18 protein-coding genes and 1 CRISPR repeat array are annotated in these 19827 nt (G+C 36.2%); of the genes, 2 read left to right on the plus strand and 16 right to left on the minus strand.

Going from position 1 to position 19827, the window contains the following annotated elements; translation table 11 throughout:
• Positions 1-200: 200 nt before the first annotated feature.
• Positions 201-3608: a CRISPR direct-repeat array (repeat unit 30 nt; unit sequence GTTTCAATTCCATTCTGGTCTGATTAAAAG).
• A gap of 136 nt (positions 3609-3744) precedes the next feature.
• From cas2 to cas6, 8 genes are all read right to left on the minus strand, one after another.
• Positions 3745-4026 carry a CRISPR-associated endonuclease Cas2 gene (gene cas2 / locus BuS5_RS17755; RefSeq protein ID WP_027355344.1) on the minus strand — a complete coding sequence of 94 codons (282 nt, stop codon included), beginning with the start codon at positions 4024-4026 and terminating at the stop codon, positions 3745-3747.
• A gap of 2 nt (positions 4027-4028) precedes the next feature.
• On the minus strand, positions 4029-5018 hold the full coding sequence (gene cas1b / locus BuS5_RS17760; protein WP_027355343.1) for a type I-B CRISPR-associated endonuclease Cas1b: 990 nt from the start codon (positions 5016-5018) through the stop codon (positions 4029-4031).
• An 8-nt stretch (positions 5019-5026) separates the two neighbouring features.
• The gene (cas4, locus tag BuS5_RS17765) at positions 5027-5521 is read right to left on the minus strand and encodes a CRISPR-associated protein Cas4 (protein WP_027355342.1); all 495 of its coding nucleotides are present in this window, start codon (positions 5519-5521) and stop codon (positions 5027-5029) included.
• 260 nt (positions 5522-5781) lie between these two features.
• A complete protein-coding gene (locus BuS5_RS17770; RefSeq protein WP_027355341.1) occupies positions 5782-7005 on the minus strand; it encodes an ATP-binding protein in 1224 nt (407 codons plus the stop codon).
• 333 nt (positions 7006-7338) lie between these two features.
• Positions 7339-8493, minus strand: a complete 1155-nt coding sequence (locus BuS5_RS17775) for an IS4 family transposase (RefSeq protein WP_443112701.1) — start codon at positions 8491-8493, stop codon at positions 7339-7341.
• Positions 8494-8648: 155 nt separating this feature from the next.
• The gene (locus BuS5_RS17780; RefSeq protein ID WP_027355150.1) at positions 8649-8948 is read right to left on the minus strand and encodes a type II toxin-antitoxin system RelE/ParE family toxin; all 300 of its coding nucleotides are present in this window, start codon (positions 8946-8948) and stop codon (positions 8649-8651) included.
• Entirely contained in the window at positions 8945-9163 is a 219-nt protein-coding gene (locus BuS5_RS17785) for an addiction module protein (RefSeq protein WP_027355149.1), read from the minus strand. Before BuS5_RS17785 ends, BuS5_RS17780 begins: the two co-directional genes overlap by 4 nt.
• A 307-nt stretch (positions 9164-9470) precedes the next feature.
• Positions 9471-10001 (minus strand): CRISPR-associated endoribonuclease Cas6, encoded by a 531-nt coding sequence (gene cas6 / locus BuS5_RS17790; RefSeq protein ID WP_232223131.1) that lies wholly within the window; start codon positions 9999-10001, stop codon positions 9471-9473.
• Between the two features lie 147 nt (positions 10002-10148).
• Here cas6 and BuS5_RS17795 point away from each other — a divergent pair, with 147 nt between their 5' ends.
• Complete coding sequence (locus BuS5_RS17795; protein ID WP_036019371.1) at positions 10149-11303, plus strand: IS4 family transposase; 1155 nt, start codon at positions 10149-10151, stop codon at positions 11301-11303.
• On the opposite strand, the gene BuS5_RS20270 is transcribed toward BuS5_RS17795, so the two are convergent.
• From BuS5_RS20270 to BuS5_RS17830, 8 genes are all read right to left on the minus strand, one after another.
• Positions 11286-11585 (minus strand): hypothetical protein, encoded by a 300-nt coding sequence (locus tag BuS5_RS20270; protein ID WP_027355109.1) that lies wholly within the window; start codon positions 11583-11585, stop codon positions 11286-11288. The genes BuS5_RS17795 and BuS5_RS20270 overlap by 18 nt on opposite strands.
• A gap of 47 nt (positions 11586-11632) precedes the next feature.
• Positions 11633-12691: a hypothetical protein gene (locus BuS5_RS17800; protein ID WP_027355108.1), complete on the minus strand. Its 1059-nt coding sequence runs from the start codon at positions 12689-12691 to the stop codon at positions 11633-11635.
• A gap of 20 nt (positions 12692-12711) precedes the next feature.
• Entirely contained in the window at positions 12712-13551 is an 840-nt protein-coding gene (locus tag BuS5_RS17805) for a hypothetical protein (RefSeq protein ID WP_051375221.1), read from the minus strand.
• Complete coding sequence (locus BuS5_RS17810; protein ID WP_036019371.1) at positions 13538-14692, minus strand: IS4 family transposase; 1155 nt, start codon at positions 14690-14692, stop codon at positions 13538-13540. The genes BuS5_RS17805 and BuS5_RS17810 overlap by 14 nt, the downstream gene beginning before the upstream one ends.
• 182 nt (positions 14693-14874) lie before the next feature.
• Entirely contained in the window at positions 14875-15483 is a 609-nt protein-coding gene (locus tag BuS5_RS17815; RefSeq protein ID WP_051375199.1) for a hypothetical protein, read from the minus strand.
• 12 nt (positions 15484-15495) lie between these two features.
• Complete coding sequence (locus tag BuS5_RS17820; protein ID WP_232223126.1) at positions 15496-15744, minus strand: hypothetical protein; 249 nt, start codon at positions 15742-15744, stop codon at positions 15496-15498.
• A 107-nt stretch (positions 15745-15851) separates the two neighbouring features.
• The gene (gene cas3, locus BuS5_RS17825; RefSeq protein WP_274427841.1) at positions 15852-17549 is read right to left on the minus strand and encodes a CRISPR-associated helicase Cas3'; all 1698 of its coding nucleotides are present in this window, start codon (positions 17547-17549) and stop codon (positions 15852-15854) included.
• A 107-nt stretch (positions 17550-17656) separates the two neighbouring features.
• The gene (locus BuS5_RS17830) at positions 17657-18181 is read right to left on the minus strand and encodes a hypothetical protein (protein ID WP_232223128.1); all 525 of its coding nucleotides are present in this window, start codon (positions 18179-18181) and stop codon (positions 17657-17659) included.
• Between the two features lie 137 nt (positions 18182-18318).
• On the opposite strand from BuS5_RS17830, the gene BuS5_RS17835 reads away from it, so the two are divergent.
• Positions 18319-19680, plus strand: a complete 1362-nt coding sequence (locus tag BuS5_RS17835) for a transposase (RefSeq protein ID WP_274427802.1) — start codon at positions 18319-18321, stop codon at positions 19678-19680.
• Positions 19681-19827 lie beyond the last annotated feature (147 nt).

Consider the following 19827-nt stretch of genomic DNA (forward strand, 5'->3'; position numbering starts at 1 on the left):
GAACGGCATGCCAAAATATATTAAGCTTTTTTTTCTTTCATCAGAGAATTCGGGGTTGAATTACTTCAAATTATGAGCCAAATAAAATGAAAAATTTTCAAACTGGTCAAATTAATTTGAAAATTTTCCCCTTTTTCTGTTCAATTTATCGTGGAACTTAACAGCGGGGATTACGATTTCTTCTATCGTGAAAAAGATTAGTTTCAATTCCATTCTGGTCTGATTAAAAGTGTCCTCCACATAGGCGTTCCCGAACATTGTTACAATGTTTCAATTCCATTCTGGTCTGATTAAAAGGCCATCAATAACATCAGCATTACATACTACTTTAACGTTTCAATTCCATTCTGGTCTGATTAAAAGGGTCTCCGCTCCGGACCGAATATTCACTGCTGATAAAGTTTCAATTCCATTCTGGTCTGATTAAAAGGAAGCAGTGAATCTTTTGTAAAAACACGATATGCCCGTTTCAATTCCATTCTGGTCTGATTAAAAGCCTGATCCAGGCTTTCAGCGCCACCCATAGCAGATTGTTTCAATTCCATTCTGGTCTGATTAAAAGTTCTTACTACAGGCTGGGCCGAGTTTGCCGTGCGTCGTTTCAATTCCATTCTGGTCTGATTAAAAGTACGCTGTGTATGACGTTCTGCTTTACCTTGCCGGGTTTCAATTCCATTCTGGTCTGATTAAAAGAGCAGTGGACGGCACAAGAAAAATATATCCTTGAAAGTTTCAATTCCATTCTGGTCTGATTAAAAGTTAAATTTCTTCGTTTTCCCCTGGGTAACTCCTGGGAGTTTCAATTCCATTCTGGTCTGATTAAAAGCGCAGGTTGCAGGCCGGTTGATGTCGGCTGATTTGGGTTTCAATTCCATTCTGGTCTGATTAAAAGGCTGTCAACGAGTGTCTGAAGTTCTTCTAAGCCTTTTTGTTTCAATTCCATTCTGGTCTGATTAAAAGCCAGACGGCCAGAACGCCACGCTGTACGGGGATAAGTTTCAATTCCATTCTGGTCTGATTAAAAGTACTACACAGAAAACGATTTTTGAATGGTTTTCTTTGTTTCAATTCCATTCTGGTCTGATTAAAAGTTCACGTCGAATGCGCAGCTTATGCGGGATGAATGGTTTCAATTCCATTCTGGTCTGATTAAAAGTCACCTTTCTGGGTAGTAACGAAAGAAAATAGAGAATGTTTCAATTCCATTCTGGTCTGATTAAAAGCGTTTTCCTTAATTGCGAATTGTTTTTTCCGTTCCTCGTTTCAATTCCATTCTGGTCTGATTAAAAGGAGCTACGAAAGATTCTATGGTTTCAATCCTTTTTCGTTTCAATTCCATTCTGGTCTGATTAAAAGTTCCTTCAAATCCGACTCTGGTTCAATCTCTTCGCTGTTTCAATTCCATTCTGGTCTGATTAAAAGCAAATCAAAAGCCAAAAAAAAATCATGTTGGATTTGTTTCAATTCCATTCTGGTCTGATTAAAAGTAAAATCAAAACAGTTGCCGAAAATAAAACCCGCATGTTTCAATTCCATTCTGGTCTGATTAAAAGAACCATAATCTTTTCTTTATGCACCTTGATATCCGGTTTCAATTCCATTCTGGTCTGATTAAAAGTGTCCCATTCCTCGGATGCTTCAGCAGATAAAAATTTGTTTCAATTCCATTCTGGTCTGATTAAAAGAGGTATGAAGGCAGAGAATATCAACAGGGTAAGCTTGTTTCAATTCCATTCTGGTCTGATTAAAAGCCCTCATTAACCCAAGCACCAGTTTCTGTTTTAGATGTTTCAATTCCATTCTGGTCTGATTAAAAGTTTTGCAGCGGTTGCAACCGGAGTAAACCAAAAAGTGTTTCAATTCCATTCTGGTCTGATTAAAAGAATCTCTAATTCTTTCAATCCTTCAATATGAAAATGTTTCAATTCCATTCTGGTCTGATTAAAAGGAATAGACAATGCTTTCAGTTTTTTACTCCTTTTTTGTTTCAATTCCATTCTGGTCTGATTAAAAGCCTTTTTTATCCGGCTTTATGCTCCTGAAACAACTTTGTTTCAATTCCATTCTGGTCTGATTAAAAGATAGTTGCGTAGAAACAGCACTTATCAGATTTCTAGGTTTCAATTCCATTCTGGTCTGATTAAAAGTGTAACATCGTATCTATAATCAGCATAATCTTCTGGTTTCAATTCCATTCTGGTCTGATTAAAAGCTTACACGATGACTGCGATTTGAGCTGGCGCGCGAAAGTTTCAATTCCATTCTGGTCTGATTAAAAGGATCTCGATAAATGCAAAACACTATGCGGTCATCATAAGTTTCAATTCCATTCTGGTCTGATTAAAAGATTAATTGTTTCATTCGTCCTGAGTTTTCGATTTGCGTTTCAATTCCATTCTGGTCTGATTAAAAGTCCTTGCCGCCGCCGCCGCCGTTCAAAATTTGCTTTGTTTCAATTCCATTCTGGTCTGATTAAAAGACCTGCCTTTATACGTTTTATGTTCTATACTGCCAATGTTTCAATTCCATTCTGGTCTGATTAAAAGGCCTTAAAATTTCTTTTACCAGCATTAATCCCTGTTTTGTTTCAATTCCATTCTGGTCTGATTAAAAGGCTGCTTCTTCTACTGAAACCGGATATGTTGCCGGGTTTCAATTCCATTCTGGTCTGATTAAAAGCAAAAAAAGAGGGATGGTATAGTAAAAAGGGCTCAAAAGTTTCAATTCCATTCTGGTCTGATTAAAAGCGCCCAGGCTGTTGCAAATGTTGACCAGGTTTTTATGTTTCAATTCCATTCTGGTCTGATTAAAAGAGATGTGCAAAGCTCATGCGGCCGAAGACCGGTTTTGTTTCAATTCCATTCTGGTCTGATTAAAAGACATTTCCTGCGTTTAAATCCGCTGTGTGTTGAGTGGTTTCAATTCCATTCTGGTCTGATTAAAAGGTCATTTATTCAACCTGTATAGACACAGTTCCGGTTTGTTTCAATTCCATTCTGGTCTGATTAAAAGCAAATCGAATCCGGCCGCCTGAACCTGTTTCTTCGATAGTTTCAATTCCATTCTGGTCTGATTAAAAGGAATAAAACATTTTGAAGAGGGCAAGGCCGAAATAAGTTTCAATTCCATTCTGGTCTGATTAAAAGCTGATATCTTCCTGCAAGGTTGACTTGTTGCGGGGGGTTTCAATTCCATTCTGGTCTGATTAAAAGTTAAATGCAATGAGTCATCCTGGCCAATTATATATGCGTTTCAATTCCATTCTGGTCTGATTAAAAGTTATTTCACCTGTGATGTTTATCGCTGGATTTTAGAGTTTCAATTCCATTCTGGTCTGATTAAAAGACACACAGCACCCCCTCATAGCATCATTAAGTTTTGAGGGTTTCAATTCCATTCTGGTCTGATTAAAAGGCCGGCAGCCACAAAGACTTTGCCCCGCCGGCCGTTGGTTTCAATTCCATTCTGGTCTGATTAAAAGCGGCCTAATGGAACTTAACATGGAGGGCTTCCATAGAAGTTTCAATTCCATTCTGGTCTGATTAAAAGTGTTCAGGATTGTCAGATCTTCACAGTTTGTTTCAATTCCATTCTGGTCTGATTAAAAGCCGCCCAATAAATAATATAAAATTAATAAGTTATAATAATAAAATAAATGATTTTTTCCGTCAACCTCCAATGATGTAAAAACATAGGGAGATTGACGGATTTTTTGTTTTTTGTGATTTATCGAAGAGCATCTGTTTATAAAAAATTATCAGTATCATCTTTTTCAACGCCGCAAATATCTTTATCCATCCACTTGATATCACGGCTTTTGAAGAAAATAACCGAATCTATAGCGTTGTCAATAAGATTGTTAACTTTTAATTTCATTTCTTCAAATTTGGCTTTGGTAATTTCCCCTTCAAAGACTGAATTCTGAATCCAAATAAGATATTTTTTCATTAATTTAAAAATATGCCTAAGCCTTTTCCGGCCAGCCTTTGTTTCCGTATTTATGTCATACATTGCAATTACATACATGTTTACCACCACATCTTAAATCCTGAGTATTTTTCTTCACCAAGAATATGTTTAACGATTTTATAACACTCAAGCCTGATAAGTCTTTTATAAGAAACATGCCGATTGAGCTTTTTATGTTTAACAGTTGTTTTCAGCCTTTCATCATATTTTCTTAAAAATTTCATCCTGCCTTTGTCTTTCAAATAGCAGTAATTAAGGTCTTTTTCCGTATCTTTTTCAGTTAACTCATTTTTATTGATCATCGTGAAGATCATTCTATCAATAAGGATGGGTTTGAAAATTTCAGATATATCCAGGGCAAGGGAATAACGCCTGTATCCCGGCTCATGGAGAAAACTGACGGTAGGATCAAGCTGGGTTCGATAAAGTTCAGATAAAATTGATGTGTAAACAAGTGAATTGCCAAAGGAAATCAGCGAATTGATAAAATTATCAGGAGGTCTTTTTACACGGTTTTGAAATTCGATTTTATTTTGAACAATTTCATTAAAGGCGGAATAATACAAATCCCTGATATTTCCTTCGATACCCATTAAATATGGGATAGAATCTGCTGCTTTTAATGATTTTTTCAATACTTTTATTTTTAGAATTTTTTCACCGACATCCCTTCCCCTGTTATTGTAATATGTCAGGTTTGTAAGAATATTTGAAGCTGCTGCATTTAAAAATTCATAAGCCAAAAGCATTCTTTTTTTCTTATCAAGGTAATGCTTGGCCTGGCTTATTGTGACATGCCCCGAAAGATACTGTTCCCTTGGGAAAAAGGAACCGGAGTAAAATCCGTAATAATTAAATATGTGAACAGGAATTTTCTGCTGCCCCAGAAAATTCAGCAGCTTTGTATTAAGCGTGTGTTCACTAAAAAGAAAAATATCAGAAACAGCTTCAACAGGACGGAATTTTTTTTTACCTTCAATATCAAACATCAGGGTGTTGTCTTTTCTTTTAATGGTACAGTTTGAAAAAAGATATAAAGATTGTTTCATCTCATCCTTTATGCAAAGCAGAATTCATGATATGCACATTTTTTGCATATAGTTTTTTTAATTACAGCGGGCGGTTTTGGTTTATCAAGAATTTCCCGGATATTTGAAAAAATCTTTTCAAATTCTTTTTCATCCTCAGGCGTCAATAATACGGTTTCCCTTTTCTTCAGTTTTGGGTAATCAATTTCACCTGTGACATTTTCAACCCCCATTCTCTTTAAGGTAAGGATATAATATTTCACCTGGTGGATATGAGCCTTTTCAATCTTGTTTGATTTTTTAACTTCATGGATTACGCCCTTATTATCAATAAAATCAATTTTAATTTTGCCGATTTCAATCTGTTTTTTATTCCGTTTATAGGTGTTTTCATCAATAAGCCGCCCCAATTGCACATATTCGTTTTTATCCTCAAACCTTATATCTTTGGTAAACAGCCAGAGTTTGCGATGACATACAAAATAGTAGTTTATCTGGGTTCCGGTGAAATTCAGGTTTTGCATAAACTAATGTCCATAAATATTTTGTAACCGTTCACGGTTTACAGTTATCGGTTCACTGTTGAACCGCAATAGCGAGCGCATTCCCCGTAGCTTGCTGCAAGGAATCCTGCAAGGGTTCCCACGCAGGAGCATGGGAACCAGGCAAAAATGCGCTTTTTCCTAACAGTCTTCAGCCCATCTACCTGAGTGTTTACCTTGATTTCTTTATATTTAAACCTATCTGCGTTCATCTGTGTAAATCTGTGGCTGAATAGTTACTTTTAAGCATATAAAGTAACTCTTAATGCTTCGCCCCTTAGCTCAAAGTCCGGCTCTTTGCCATTATGCTCAATCATGCCACGGATGATTTTGCGTGATACACCCCTTCCACTGCCTTCGATAAAATTCATATCGCGCAGATAATCTACAATGGTTTGATTGCGGTGATAGCGGGCGCCGCTTTTCATCTGTTGTATTGTGATAGTGTTTGGAAGATTACCCGGACTATCGATTTCCAACCGATCAGGATAGAGCCAAAGGCCGATATTTGTCCCGCCGATGGTATAATCTCTGTGGGCAACGGCATTAACAACGGCTTCACGCAAAACATCAGGAGGATAAGCATATTCAGTCACACGTCTTGTACCTTCAATTTTTTCTTTTGACCTTACCCTTAAAACGAAATTTACAGCTTGGTCAATTATGCCTTCTTCAGCAATAACTCCCGCGTTTTCACGCAACGAAATCAGGGGGCCGTTGATCTCTTTGCGAAAACGACCCGCTACATCAGCATCAGGAGCGTCATATTCTACAGCGGTAATACCGCTTTGAGGAATTAATCTTTTAACTCTATTCTTTTTGCCAAATAAAACAAGCCCTGCCAGAGTACAATTAACAGCGCCAAGTTCTTCAGAAAGTATCTGATTGTCAATCAAAATCCGAAGCCATTTTGGCGTATCATCATAACCGATATCTCTGACCCGCCTGAAATACTCAACAAGCATCGTTTCATTCAAATCTTCCGGTTTTGATCTTGGCACAGGCGTCACCTCAAAATGAATCATTCCGGAGCTTTGAAATAAACGTCTTAGTTCTTCTCTATCTGTTTCCCGGCAACTGGTTACATCGCGAATATAGTAACGTTCCTTTGCATCCTTGCCCTTGCGTTTGGAATACGGCCTGGCAACACCAATCGGCGCAGTAATCACTGCAACCCGCAAATTTTCTTCTACAGGCACCTCCTCATAATCAACAATAATATTCGGATGCACCCAGCCCTGAACAGCGTCAGATATCCATTTGCCATATTCTGAAAACCTGCCTTTCAGTCCTGTTATTGTACCGTCATCGTCTACGCCGAGCAGAATTTTCCCGCCCTTTGAGTTTGCAAAACAGACAACATACTCTCCAATTGTTTCCGCTTTAATATCCGGTGTATCTGCTTTAAATTCCACAAAGCTGGATTCGCCTTTGTTAATAAGTTTTAAAAGTTCTATTTTGTCCATATTGGTTATTTTCCACCTTCCTTCATAGTGAACCCTGGCGTAAAATAAAAGAAACAAAAGGGATGTTACAACTTATTGATTACAATTTGGACATAGATACTGAATCTGTCAAAAATCTTCCTCCACATATATCAAATAACGTCATATTGACAATACCTTCGCCAAATTGAAAATCTGGCTTTGAACTACGATTTTATGCACCATATATTGTGTCTTAGTAGTGAGTGTGTCACAATATATGGATAGCAACTCAAACAAAAATAAAAATGGCGAAGATATTGATTGAGCGTCGTGAAATGCCGGCTAATTTTGGGTAAAATCAGTAGTGTCCGGTTAAGTTTTTGCGTATAGCATTTGCTCTTTGATAAACAGATTATCAGACCATACGTGTTTTTCGTCAGTACGCAATTCGTTCTGGATGGTATTTCTAAGCTGACTAATCCTCTTTATTGATACAGGTTCATTAAACTGTTCATGGCAGTATATGGTCATAAGCAGGTAGGTTATTAACCCCGCAAGAATTTGAACCACCAGGCCATATCTACTGTGAGCAATCAAGTGGTACACCTTTAAATGTTTCTTCCACCATTTGAAAAAAGTTTCGATATCCCATCTAAGCTTATAAACGGTTTCAACCTGCTCGGCTGTAAGATCATAACGATCAGTTGCCACAAAATATTTGACACCGGCAATTTTATAACCAACCAGTCGAACCGGCTTTCTGGTCTGGTTTACCCCAGGAGTGCCAAGAAGAACCACAGCATCATAAAAAATATAGCTGTCGGGATCAACAGGCTGCTCTTTGATAATAGTTCTTGTTGTCTTCGCTTTGATGCGGCAAACAAAATGTTTTTTTTCATCCTGAAGAAGATCAAAATCCTTATGTGATTGATACCCCCGATCCATGATTCCTGTCTGGCCTTTTGTAAGGATAGACCTGACAAAGGGGCGTTCAGCGCCATTCCCATTTGTCAGATGAATTTTTATAGGAATCTTGCGATTGACATCAAAGCCGAAATGGCCTTTTGCTTTTTTAGCGCCTTTTCTGTAATCAGCCCAGTAGATGGACAGAACTGCATCAATTAAAGATCCATCAATAGAAACGAGTTCACCGAGATCTGAATAATTTAATGGTAAAGCATTTTGTGCCTGGCTGCAAAGAGCTTGAAAAACATATTCAAGCTGTTCAAGTCCTCGAGAATTGATAATTTCGGAGAAACTGCTACGACTGATCCCTCCATCTGGAGCGACACATTCTTTGGCAAAATCGTCCTCTTTAAGGTGTTGAATAAGATCACGAGCTGATTCATGTTCTTGTAGATGGAAAAATATCAGTGCGTGAAGCTGATCTTCAAAAGTCATTTTCAATGGCCTGTGCCCCCGGGATTTAAGCTGTGGCGTGTCAGGAAAAATCTTTTGCAAAGGTTTGAGAAATTGAGTATGAGATTGAGGATTAAAATTCTTTTTTGGGATATTGAATACGTCCATTTTTGCCTTAACTCCTTGTTATAATTATATCTTATAACAAGGCGACAAAAATTTTTATTTGTTTTGTCAAGTAAGAAATGAACATTTTTATAATTTTTTTATCCCATATAACATGCAAAAACCTAACCGGACACTACTGGGGTAAAATACATTATTCACCATTTTTCTAATGATTTTTTGATCTTAGAAGGATTGCTACGTAAGTCAAGCACTCTCCATACTACCACCACAGATTGATCTTCAAGCTTATAATAAATGGCATAAGGAAATCTTTTGGAAAGCATTCGATGATAACCATAAAATTTCGGATGGATACCACCGTACAGTGTTAAAGAGTCAATATCAGAAAACAGGGAATCAAAGAAGTATTCTCCTATCCCTTCTCCCTGCTTTGCATAAAATAAACGCCCCTTAATTAGATCATCAAGTGCAGAAGAAAGAAGCTTTATTTTCATTCGAAGCGTTTCCTAAGCTCTTTTTTTACATCCTGCCAGTCCAGAATTTTTTCTTGTCCTGAGCAATATCCATCCTCTGTTTTTTGTAGAGCTTTTTTGTGCCAATCAGGAGATTTAACTGGTTCATCTTCATTTAAAAGGTCTTCCCAGATGGCTTCCATTACCATCAATTTTTCTTCCCGGGAAAGATGCTTTATTTCTATTGTGTTTTGCATATTATTAAATCCCATAGTGAATATTATTTAAAATTATCATGTTGGATTAACGATATCAAATAGTAGTATTGGCGAACAAGCAATAAAACGGTTTGATAAAATATCAGAATAAGGAGGAATGTTTTCCCTGTTTTCTTTTTATTTTTTTCATTATCAAGAAAATCAAAGAATTCCCCCTGCTCTTGATTTATATTTTCCATAATAATTGTTACCTTTTGTTATAGTTTGCCTATAACAAAAAGGGATGTTTTGTTTTGCCGAAAGGTAATTGATCTAAAGAGCAGGTTTTTATGTTCAGGCCAGATACTTAAATTTGTTCAACGCAGCCAAAACCAGCGCTATTTTTTTCACCCCAGCCACATTCGTAACCGATCTTTATTAATTCCGGATCAGCTTCAATGCTGAAAGGAGCCTCTATAGCTTTTATTTTAATTTTATTTTTAAACTCCATTAACTTTGTAATGTTACCCATTCGTTTTGTGATGTAATTAATATCGAAATTAAAGTTAAAGGGGTAATTTGAATTTTGATATTTGGTATTATTAATCGTTTCGTATTTGTTAATCAGGTTTTTTTTAAGATTATCAATAAAATGATTTCTTTCTTCCGGAATCATATAATTTAAAAAATGCTGTTTCCGTTTTCCATTTTCGTCGATTTTTATTGTTGTAACAGTTATTGGAGAGAGACAAATAAATTTTTCACGATTACTGAAGATCGGTTCCGGTTGTATGTCTACATTGACTATAGTAAAAACACATTTTTGCCCATTTAACATTAATTTAATTTTTTGACTGGAAAAACCGCCTAATATTAAATGTTTGAGACTTTCATCCATTGAAGAACAGTAGTGTCCGGTTAGGTTTTTGCATGTTATATGGGATAAAAAAATTAGAAAAATGTTCATTTTTTACTTGACAAACCAAATAAAAATTTTTTATCGTTTTGTTATAAAATATAATTATAACAAGGAGTTAAGACAAAAATGGACATATTCAATATCCCAAAAAAGAATTTTAATCCCCAATCTCATGCTCGATTTCTCAAACCTTTGCAAAAGATTTTTCCTGACACGCCACAGCTTAAATCCCGAGGTCACAGGCCATTGAAAATGACTTTTGAAGATCAGCTTCACGCACTGATATTTTTCCATCTACAAGAACATGAATCAGCTCGTGATCTTATTCAACACCTTAAAGAAGACGATTTTGCCAAAGAATGTGTCGCTCCAGATGGAGGGATCAGTCGTAGCAGTTTTTCCGAAATTATCAATTCTCGAGGGCTTGAACAGCTTGAATATGTTTTTCAAGCTCTTTGCAGCCAGGCACAAAATGCTTTACCATCAAATTATTCAGATCTCGGTGAACTCGTTTCCATTGATGGATCTTTAATTGATGCAGTTCTGTCCATGTACTGGGCTGATTACAGAAAAGGCGCTAAAAAAGCAAAAGGCCATTTCGGCTTTGATGTCAATCGCAAGATTCCTATAAAAATTCATCTGACAAATGGAAATGGCGCTGAACGCCCCTTTGTCAGGTCTATCCTTACAAAAGGCCAAACAGGAATCATGGATCGGGGGTATCAATCACATAAGGATTTTGATCTTCTTCAGGATGAAAAAAAACATTTTGTTTGCCGCATCAAAGCGAAAACAACAAGAACTATTATCAAAGAGCAGCCTGTTGATCCCGACAGCTATATTTTTTATGATGCTGTGGTTCTTCTTGGCACTCCTGGGGTAAACCAGACCAGAAAGCCGGTTCGACTGGTTGGTTATAAAATTGCCGGTGTCAAATATTTTGTGGCAACTGATCGTTATGATCTTACAGCCGAGCAGGTTGCAACCGTTTATAAGCTTAGATGGGATATCGAAACTTTTTTCAAATGGTGGAAGAAACATTTAAAAGTGTACCACTTGATTGCTCACAGTAGATATGGCCTGATGGTTCAAATCCTTGCGGGGTTAATAACCTACCTGCTTATGGCCATATACTGCCATGAACAGTTTAATGAACCTGTATCAATAAAGAGGATTCGTCAGCTTAGAAATACCATCCAGAACGAATTACGTACTGACGAAAAAAACGTATGGTCTAATAATCTGATTATCAAAGAGCAAATGCTATATGCAAAAACTTAACCGGACACTACTGATTGAAGAAGTAAATACGAACTGAATCTTTTTCACATTATAAAAACCTTCTCTATCTCTTTTTTTTGGAAAAAATTTAAGTTTTGAGAAGCTGAAAAATTTGAATTTTTTATTAATTCCATCTTTTACATAGCCATTATCATGTAAAAAATCTGAATATTCAGCCGAAGACTCATTCATTAAAGAGTATATAGCTGAATGTAACGCATACTGATAATTGTATGGAAAAAAAGATGGTTGTTCGCTTATTGCAGTTATTATAATACGCAAAATATATCCCCGTAATAAATCATGTATTTAATATTTTAAATTCAAAACTAATCATTCAATTGATTTTCATAATCAAAGGTATTTATTTTGTTTGTAATATTTTGTTCTGCTAATTCTAAGGCGTCAGCTTTTTCTGACTTTGTGAGGACATAGCCTCCTGCAGTGAGAGTGATAAAGATATCAACCCCGTCAAAATTTTCTTCTATTACAGGGACAGCTCTGTTTTCATGCTCTTCACTTAATTTCCCCCGGATACTGCTTGCAATTTTATTAGCATTATCACTTACTGCAACCGCAAGAGTTTCCATGAGGCTGAATGTTCTGGATTGATTTGAGGTAATCTGCCAGTTAATAATTGCTTTGGCAATTGCAGGGATAAGTTTTTCTCTTGCTTTTGGCGGTGCCACCAGGCAATCTCCGAAGATGTTCCTTGCTTCAATCCAACCATTCCCTCTTAATTTATCTTCAGTAACCTGGTTTATTTCCGGCTCATAAATATTTAGACTGACACAAAACAATCGCCTTAAATCAATTGCAATATCCTGGACGAATAAACCAGTAACCGTTCTGTGGTCTGGTATAAATTTGCGTACCAGGCTCCTATCTTTACCTTCAAGCAGAGTTCTTATATCATCTTCAGAAAGATGATCTCCTTTAGGGCCTCTTACGATAACTTTATTATTTGATCGCCCACTTCTATCAAAAGTAATGTCCTCTTTATTTACACCTGCAAGTAATGGATGCAGCGCTCTCATGGCAGATATGGAAAAAGGACTTCTTCGTTTTATAGTTTTTTCTTTTCCACCTTTTATGGCTTTCATCCAGCCGCCAAGCAACTGGTCAAAATGAGAAGGATCACATGTGCCGAAAACCTCGCCTTCTGTGATCTCTTTTTTGGTAGTCACGTCAGACAGAAATGTTACAGGGGCCGGAATCTCATTTAATTCTGTTGATAGTCTATCAATAATTGAGCGTTTTATCTGTTGCCCGCTGGAGTAAGGGACTAACCTGTTAAATTGAGGATCAAAATAGGTTTTCTGCCCATTTGCAACACAAAAAACAGTATGCTCTGCCCTTTTTAAAGTTCTAATATAAATAGTATGCATATTTTCTCCTTAACTCATAGTTAAATATTTCTTTCTTCATAAGCGTAATCAAATCTGAGAAGAACAACAAAATATCCAAAATCCTCCGATGTCATAAGGTGAACCCTGTTTTTCAGTTCTTTAAATGCCTCCAGGTGCTCTTGTTGGATATTCTTCACAATTTCCGCCAAGGCATCTATAAAGTTCTTCTTGGATTTTGCAATAAGCAATTCTTTTGCAATAAGATTTTTGGCGACAGTCGTTGTAGTGTTTGCCCTATATGAATGTAGAGCAATTGCAATCTCTTTTGTATAATCAATCATTTCTTCTTTATTTTTTGTAATCATAGCAACCAACCATGTTTTATAGGTTCTAAATAAAATAACTTTCCCCTTATCCTTTAAAAATGCTTTTTCTTCTCTGATTTTATATGCATTTTCATCTTCCCTCCTTTTTTGCGTAACCTTTGTTTTTTTGAAGTCAGGTTTTTTCCCTTCTGCAAAATATTGTTTTAAGCCTTTTGGCTGTAATGCATGGAGTCCTATTACTCCTAATTCACAAGCCCTTTTTATATGAGTGCCATATATATCCTCATATGCGGCACTATCCCTCATTGCATTGTTTTCTCCAAAAAGAAGCTTATAAAAGTGTTTAATTGTTTGTGCCTGCTTAAAATGAAATGGTATAAAACCGAAAGTTTTATTTGTTTGTCCTAAGCTGTAAACATACCCTATTAATGTTTGATCTGAGAATTGTTTGGAAATATTGAAAAATAGTTTACTCCATTTAATAGTTTCAATTATAATATCTCCATTTTTTTCTCGTTTAAAAAATTGTAAATTATCTAAATTTATCAGTAGTGTCCGGTTAAGTTTTTGCATATAGCATTTGCTCTTTGATAATCAGATTATTAGACCATACGTTTTTTTCGTCAGTACGTAATTCGTTCTGGATGGTATTTCTAAGCTGACGAATCCTCTTTATTGATACAGGTTCATTAAACTGTTCATGGCAGTATATGGCCATAAGCAGGTAGGTTATTAACCCCGCAAGGATTTGAACCATCAGGCCATATCTACTGTGAGCAATCAAGTGGTACACTTTTAAATGTTTCTTCCACCATTTGAAAAAAGTTTCGATATCCCATCTAAGCTTATAAACGGTTGCAACCTGCTCGGCTGTAAGATCATAACGATCAGTTGCCACAAAATATTTGACACCGGCAATTTTATAACCAACCAGTCGAACCGGCTTTCTGGTCTGGTTTACCCCAGGAGTGCCAAGAAGAACCACAGCATCATAAAAAATATAGCTGTCGGGATCAACAGGCTGCTCTTTGATAATAGTTCTTGTTGTTTTCGCTTTGATGCGGCAAACAAAATGTTTTTTTTCATCCTGAAGAAGATCAAAATCCTTATGTGATTGATACCCCCGATCCATGATTCCTGTTTGGCCTTTTGTAAGGATAGACCTGACAAAGGGGCGTTCAGCGCCATTTCCATTTGTCAGATGAATTTTTATAGGAATCTTGCGATTGACATCAAAGCCGAAATGGCCTTTTGCTTTTTTAGCGCCTTTTCTGTAATCAGCCCAGTACATGGACAGAACTGCATCAATTAAAGATCCATCAATGGAAACGAGTTCACCGAGATCTGAATAATTTGATGGTAAAGCATTTTGTGCCTGGCTGCAAAGAGCTTGAAAAACATATTCAAGCTGTTCAAGCCCTCGAGAATTGATAATTTCGGAAAAACTGCTACGACTGATCCCTCCATCTGGAGCGACACATTCTTTGGCAAAATCGTCTTCTTTAAGGTGTTGAATAAGATCACGAGCTGATTCATGTTCTTGTAGATGGAAAAATATCAGTGCGTGAAGCTGATCTTCAAAAGTCATTTTCAATGGCCTGTGACCTCGGGATTTAAGCTGTGGCGTGTCAGGAAAAATCTTTTGCAAAGGTTTGAGAAATCGAGCATGAGATTGGGGATTAAAATTCTTTTTTGGGATATTGAATATGTCCATTTTTGTCTTAACTCCTTGTTATAATTATATTTTATAACAAAACGATAAAAAATTTTTATTTGGTTTGTCAAGTAAAAAATGAACATTTTTCTAATTTTTTTATCCCATATAACATGCAAAAACCTAACCGGACACTACTGAATTTTTTTATCCCATATAACATGCAAAAACCTAACCGGACACTACTGTAAATTTATAAAACTTTCAAAATCAAAATTTGTTTTGTTTTTTTTGTTGTAAACACAATTTAACCATTGTCCATTCCAACTGTTTATTTTATTAGGTGCAAGTTTATTTAAGGTCTCATCATTTAAAAAATTTCTGTAAACTCTCCAGCCTTCATAAATTTTTAGCAAAATTTCAGATTCAGTAAAAAAGATAGTCACTCCGCCTGAGACTCCAAGTCCCAAACCAGACCCGATCCATGAGTAATAGATGTCAGATTCATCAGCAGGGATTTCCAGATCGCTTACAAGTCCTGATGTTGTTGCAAACTCTTTTAATTCTGAAGCAGGAAACCCAATAGCAAAACTAGAATCAGGTGTTTCTGTTTTTGCCTTTACAAAAAATTCATTCAGTTTATCACGTCTTTCTTCTTCGCTTAAAAGATGTACTTTTTGACCTTTTTTCATCTGTACAAAAGGCGAGTTTGTGGACCAGCTCATATATTTGGAATGATTAAAAAAAAGGTCAAAAAAGATTTTTTCAAAAAATTCCTTAGAGGAATATGATTTGTTATTCTTTTCGTTAAAAGCTTTTAAAAATATGCGTCCGACATTTATTGAGATCATAATAATATCTTTTTAAATAAAATTTAAGTCTGTTTGATTTGATTTAGCCTTGTCAATTTCCAACCCCATCTCATCAGAATATCCTTGATCCGGTATAACAAATGGGTCACTGCCATAATTTAACTGGTAAAAGTCTTTAACAGAATAATATCTTACAGGTATCTCTATCATGGTCTGTTCCTTATAGTTTGCATCCTTGTATTTTTCACAGTCGGATTCAATGATGCAGTTTACGCTGTCAATTTCAAGCAGGTCGAGCAATATAGAGTTGTTTCTATGAGTTAGCAGTTCAATGTTCCATTTGCCACCTCCTTTAAATGCTACATGGGTTTCTATGCTTAAACTGGATATTGCAGGGAAAACATAATCTATTTTTTTTGATAATCAGATTCGTGAAGAATGCTATTATGTTCCAGGACTTCAAAACTATTTTTCAATATTTCCAAATCATAAGGAGCTGCTTCATTTATATCTTCCGGAGGTGCTATTAAATATATTGGCTTATAAACGCCGATAGTAGATGATGATCTTTTTCTGTTAACTCTTCCAAAACGTTGAATTAAGGAATCAACAGGAGCTGTCTCAGTAATCATTAGATCGAAACTGATATCCAGGCTGACTTCAACAACCTGTGTGGAGACTACGATACAAGCATCCAATGAAGTATTAAATTTACCTGTTGGCTGTCCTTTTTTATTGATACCTAAAAGTTTTTTTTCTTTTTCATACCTGTCTCCACGTTTAAACCTGCTGTGAATAAGAATGGATGGAATATCAGGAAATAAGTTTTTTACTCTGGCCAAAACACTTTGGGCTGATTTTACACGGTTAGAAATAAGCAATACTTTTTGTTTTTTTTTGACAGCATCAGCAATTATTTGATCTGAATCCTCCCATGAATTTATCTTAAAAAGTTTATGGCGATCAAATTTTTCAAGCTCTGTTTTATCCAAAGAAACCTGCTTAACAGAATTTTCCCCAAGCAATTTTATAATTTTTTCATATAACGAAGAAGGCATGGTAGCTGTGCCGATATGGATACGACAGCCAAGATAATTTAGCACTTCCACAATTTTCAGCGCTATTGCCTTTGAGACACCTGTATAAGTATGAATTTCATCAAGAATAACATCACAACCTTTGATATCTTCAATTTGAAACTCAAAGCCTCTTGTGGCGAATATGATAGAAGCTAATTGATATGGAGTTAGAATTTTTACACTGGAACCAATGAGTCGCTGCAAAACAATCTCTTCTTGTGATTCATCGTTAACTGCTATTTTTGAAGAAGAATGAAGCATTCGAATATCCAGTTCCGGATTTGAAGGTAACAACTCATTTTTAACTCGTTGATACATTGCATTTATTGATGCCTGAAACGGAAGTGTGTAAAATACTCGTCCCTTGCACCGCCTGAAAAGATAGTCTGTTTTTCCTGCACCCGTACATGCAACTACAATTGTGTGTGGTTTTTCCGATATAGCTTCTTTCAATGACAAAGGATAAAATTCTGATTTTCTATTATAGAAATTCAAGACTGGTTTTTTAAATGTATTTTTTAAATAATGCTTTGTGGATTCAGACAGGGCAGAAGCAAAATAATCTGCAGCCATAAGTAAACCGCGCCATCTTGAATAGCCATAATCCTTAACTCTTGTCTCGCAGTAGGCTAACACTTTGCAATAATTATCATGAGCTTCGTCATAAGAAATGTCTCTGGTCTTAATACCAAAGGCGGAGAGTATTTTCAGGGTATCCGGTTTCCAGATATCCCAGTCTTTTATGTGGGATTCAAAAATATCACCTTCATTTTCTTCAAGATCAAGTATGCCCTTCAGCTTTTTGTCTCCTTCAATTGATTTATGATGGGCAATTATCATTTCAATTATCTGAGGTTGGTGTTTCTCTTTGATTAGAGAAATAAAAAAGCATGAAGCAATTTCATGGCGGAATGTTGATTGACCAGTCCTGTATTTTGATACAAGCCTTTTTTGAAAAATCGGACTTGCTTTTCCAATATCATGGAGAACAGCTCCTATTTTTGCAATTTCAACATCAAAATCCAAGCATTCAGCAAATTTTTCAATTGATAGCCTGACATGATAAAGGTGATCGTATAAGGTTGTGAACTCAGGAGCTCCTTTTGCTTTTATGTGATGACAAATGTCCATAATCAACATATATACTTTACAGGATTGCCGATGATTTTAAGCCATCCATACATAGGTTTATTATCATCAAAACGGTTATATCCTGATAAAAAGGCCTGTTCGTTTTGTTCAAATATTAATTCAAAACCATTAAAAATATCCTCCTGAGTATCAAAGTCTTTTTCAGGAATTTTAATTATTGATCCGTTGGGGAATAAAATATCTTCATTCCTGCAAACGCATATATGTTGCTTTGCGGCATGGATAGCATCTTTTTCATTATCAAATCCAAGATATAAATCAGGCTCTATAAGAACACCCCTGACTATTATCGAATATGGCCTGTAAAAGCAGTTGCTTTTTTTATTCCATCCTCTGGGCTGGATTTGTTCTTGCTGATGAGAAATTTGTTTATAAGATAACCTGTGTCTTTTAATTTTATACAAATCATATGGCTTGGCTAAAAGATCCGGAAATAGTTTCCTTTCAATACCTGCCACTATCGAAGGTGTTAAAAACTGTTGGCTAAAAGTTTCACTATCTCTCACGGCAGTCCAAGGTTTAATAAATCCAAACGGTCCGCGATAATCTCAAGTTTTCGAAAAATAATAGTAGACAAAATTAACAAAACGTGTCAAAATAGTTTGGTTCATTTTTTTTCTCACATATACATCAAGGAGAACAAATGAAAATTCCATGTGCCAAACGGCTTGGTTTTGTTGTAAGTGGTCTCTCTTTTCTTCAACCCGCACTGACGAATGCCCAGATGTATGACTTTACCTTGGTTGCTACAGCATTAATATTAGGGTCACGTCTACATCTTACTGAAATTAGCTGTATGTTGCTGAAAGAGAAAGCAGTGAGCACACTTTCCTATCTTTTTTCGAATGCAAAAATTTGTACAGATGAATTGCAAATGCTCTATTTGCTTCAGACACTCAACACATACAAAATTTCTCATGGCTATTTCATCATAGATGATACCATGAAACATCATACCAAATTTTGTAAATGGATTCATGGTGTTTTCATATTGTTCGATCATGCACTTGGAACCAATTTAAAAGCAACTTGCATTGTTTTCCTCTATTATAGTGATGGGGCACTTATCAAATTCCCCATTGCTTTTCGAGTATATCACAAGGGAACCGGTACTCTTATGCCTTGGCAACGCGGTAAACGGTGTGACTGCATAACCAAATATGATCTTGCAGTAGAAATGATGGAGTGGGCCATATTAAAAGGGTTTCCAAAGTGTATTGTTCTTGCCGACTCCTGGTTTGGAATATCGCCATTTATCAAGGAGCTTAATCGGCTTAATCTTGACTATGTGCTTGAGATAAAAGCTAATCTCAAGATAAGAGAATCATGCAAAGAACCAAAGTTAACTCCAAAGGGACGATTAGCAAAATATCAATACGATCTTGTTGGATTAGCAAAATATTTTGAAAAAATAACAACCTTTGTTCGTTGTGGATTTCCTGCCGACCCGGAAACAGGTCAAAAGGAAAAAGCACTTTACATAACCAAGGCTTCAACAGTTCGCTTGAATGCCATACCTGGCAAACATCGAATAGTTGAAAGTCACGACCCTGCCACTCAAACCATCAAGTATCTCCTCACCAATTGTCTCACCTGGGAAGCCACCAAAATCATTTCTGTTTATAGCCACCGCTGGGTTATTGAGGAGTTTTTCAAGAATGCAAAGCAGTTGTCCGATATGGAGGGAGCCACTATCAGGAGTGAACAAGGCGCAACACTAGCGTTGTACCTGGTGTCCTGGATTGACTTCCTCCTCCATTTGGAGAATTACAAGCAATGCACTGTTGGAAAACTGCCAAAGGAACCATTAACGATTCCTTCAATAGTTCGCCGAGCGCAAAACGAAAATTTGGAAGCGTTTGTCTTGCGAGTACAATCCGATGAGGATTTCGTTAACAAACTGGTTGAATTCAGCAGGGCTAACATGAACCGCAATCGTAAGAAATACAAAGAGTTAGTTGTTATTAATGGGGATGTTACTGCTCCTATAAAAAAGGCCGCATAGCAAAAAATATGCCAGATGTCAATTTTTACAGGAACTATTTTTCGAAAACTTGAGGATAATTAACAAAATACATGATAATACTAAATCCTTTCACATTTTACAGGCAAATGTCAGAGTAATAATCCTTTTTAATCTTTATTTGATTCC

The sequence above is a fragment of the Desulfosarcina sp. BuS5 genome (genome assembly GCF_028752835.1).
GTDB lineage: Bacteria > Desulfobacterota > Desulfobacteria > Desulfobacterales > BuS5 > BuS5.

Coding starts and splice junctions, on each gene's coding strand:
- cas2 (WP_027355344.1), bottom strand. CDS start 4,026: ATGTATGTAATTGCAATGTATGACATAAATACGGAAACAAAGGCTGGC.
- BuS5_RS17785 (WP_027355149.1), bottom strand. CDS start 9,163: ATGCAAAACACAATAGAAATAAAGCATCTTTCCCGGGAAGAAAAATTG.
- BuS5_RS17835 (WP_274427802.1), top strand. CDS start 18,319: ATGAAAATTCCATGTGCCAAACGGCTTGGTTTTGTTGTAAGTGGTCTC.
- BuS5_RS17770 (WP_027355341.1), bottom strand. CDS start 7,005: ATGGACAAAATAGAACTTTTAAAACTTATTAACAAAGGCGAATCCAGC.
- BuS5_RS17780 (WP_027355150.1), bottom strand. CDS start 8,948: ATGAAAATAAAGCTTCTTTCTTCTGCACTTGATGATCTAATTAAGGGG.
- BuS5_RS17795 (WP_036019371.1), top strand. CDS start 10,149: ATGGACATATTCAATATCCCAAAAAAGAATTTTAATCCCCAATCTCAT.
- cas1b (WP_027355343.1), bottom strand. CDS start 5,018: ATGAAACAATCTTTATATCTTTTTTCAAACTGTACCATTAAAAGAAAA.
- cas4 (WP_027355342.1), bottom strand. CDS start 5,521: ATGCAAAACCTGAATTTCACCGGAACCCAGATAAACTACTATTTTGTA.
- BuS5_RS17800 (WP_027355108.1), bottom strand. CDS start 12,691: ATGCATACTATTTATATTAGAACTTTAAAAAGGGCAGAGCATACTGTT.
- BuS5_RS17815 (WP_051375199.1), bottom strand. CDS start 15,483: ATGATCTCAATAAATGTCGGACGCATATTTTTAAAAGCTTTTAACGAA.
- BuS5_RS17805 (WP_051375221.1), bottom strand. CDS start 13,551: ATGCAAAAACTTAACCGGACACTACTGATAAATTTAGATAATTTACAA.
- BuS5_RS17810 (WP_036019371.1), bottom strand. CDS start 14,692: ATGGACATATTCAATATCCCAAAAAAGAATTTTAATCCCCAATCTCAT.
- BuS5_RS17775 (WP_443112701.1), bottom strand. CDS start 8,493: ATGGACGTATTCAATATCCCAAAAAAGAATTTTAATCCTCAATCTCAT.
- cas6 (WP_232223131.1), bottom strand. CDS start 10,001: ATGGATGAAAGTCTCAAACATTTAATATTAGGCGGTTTTTCCAGTCAA.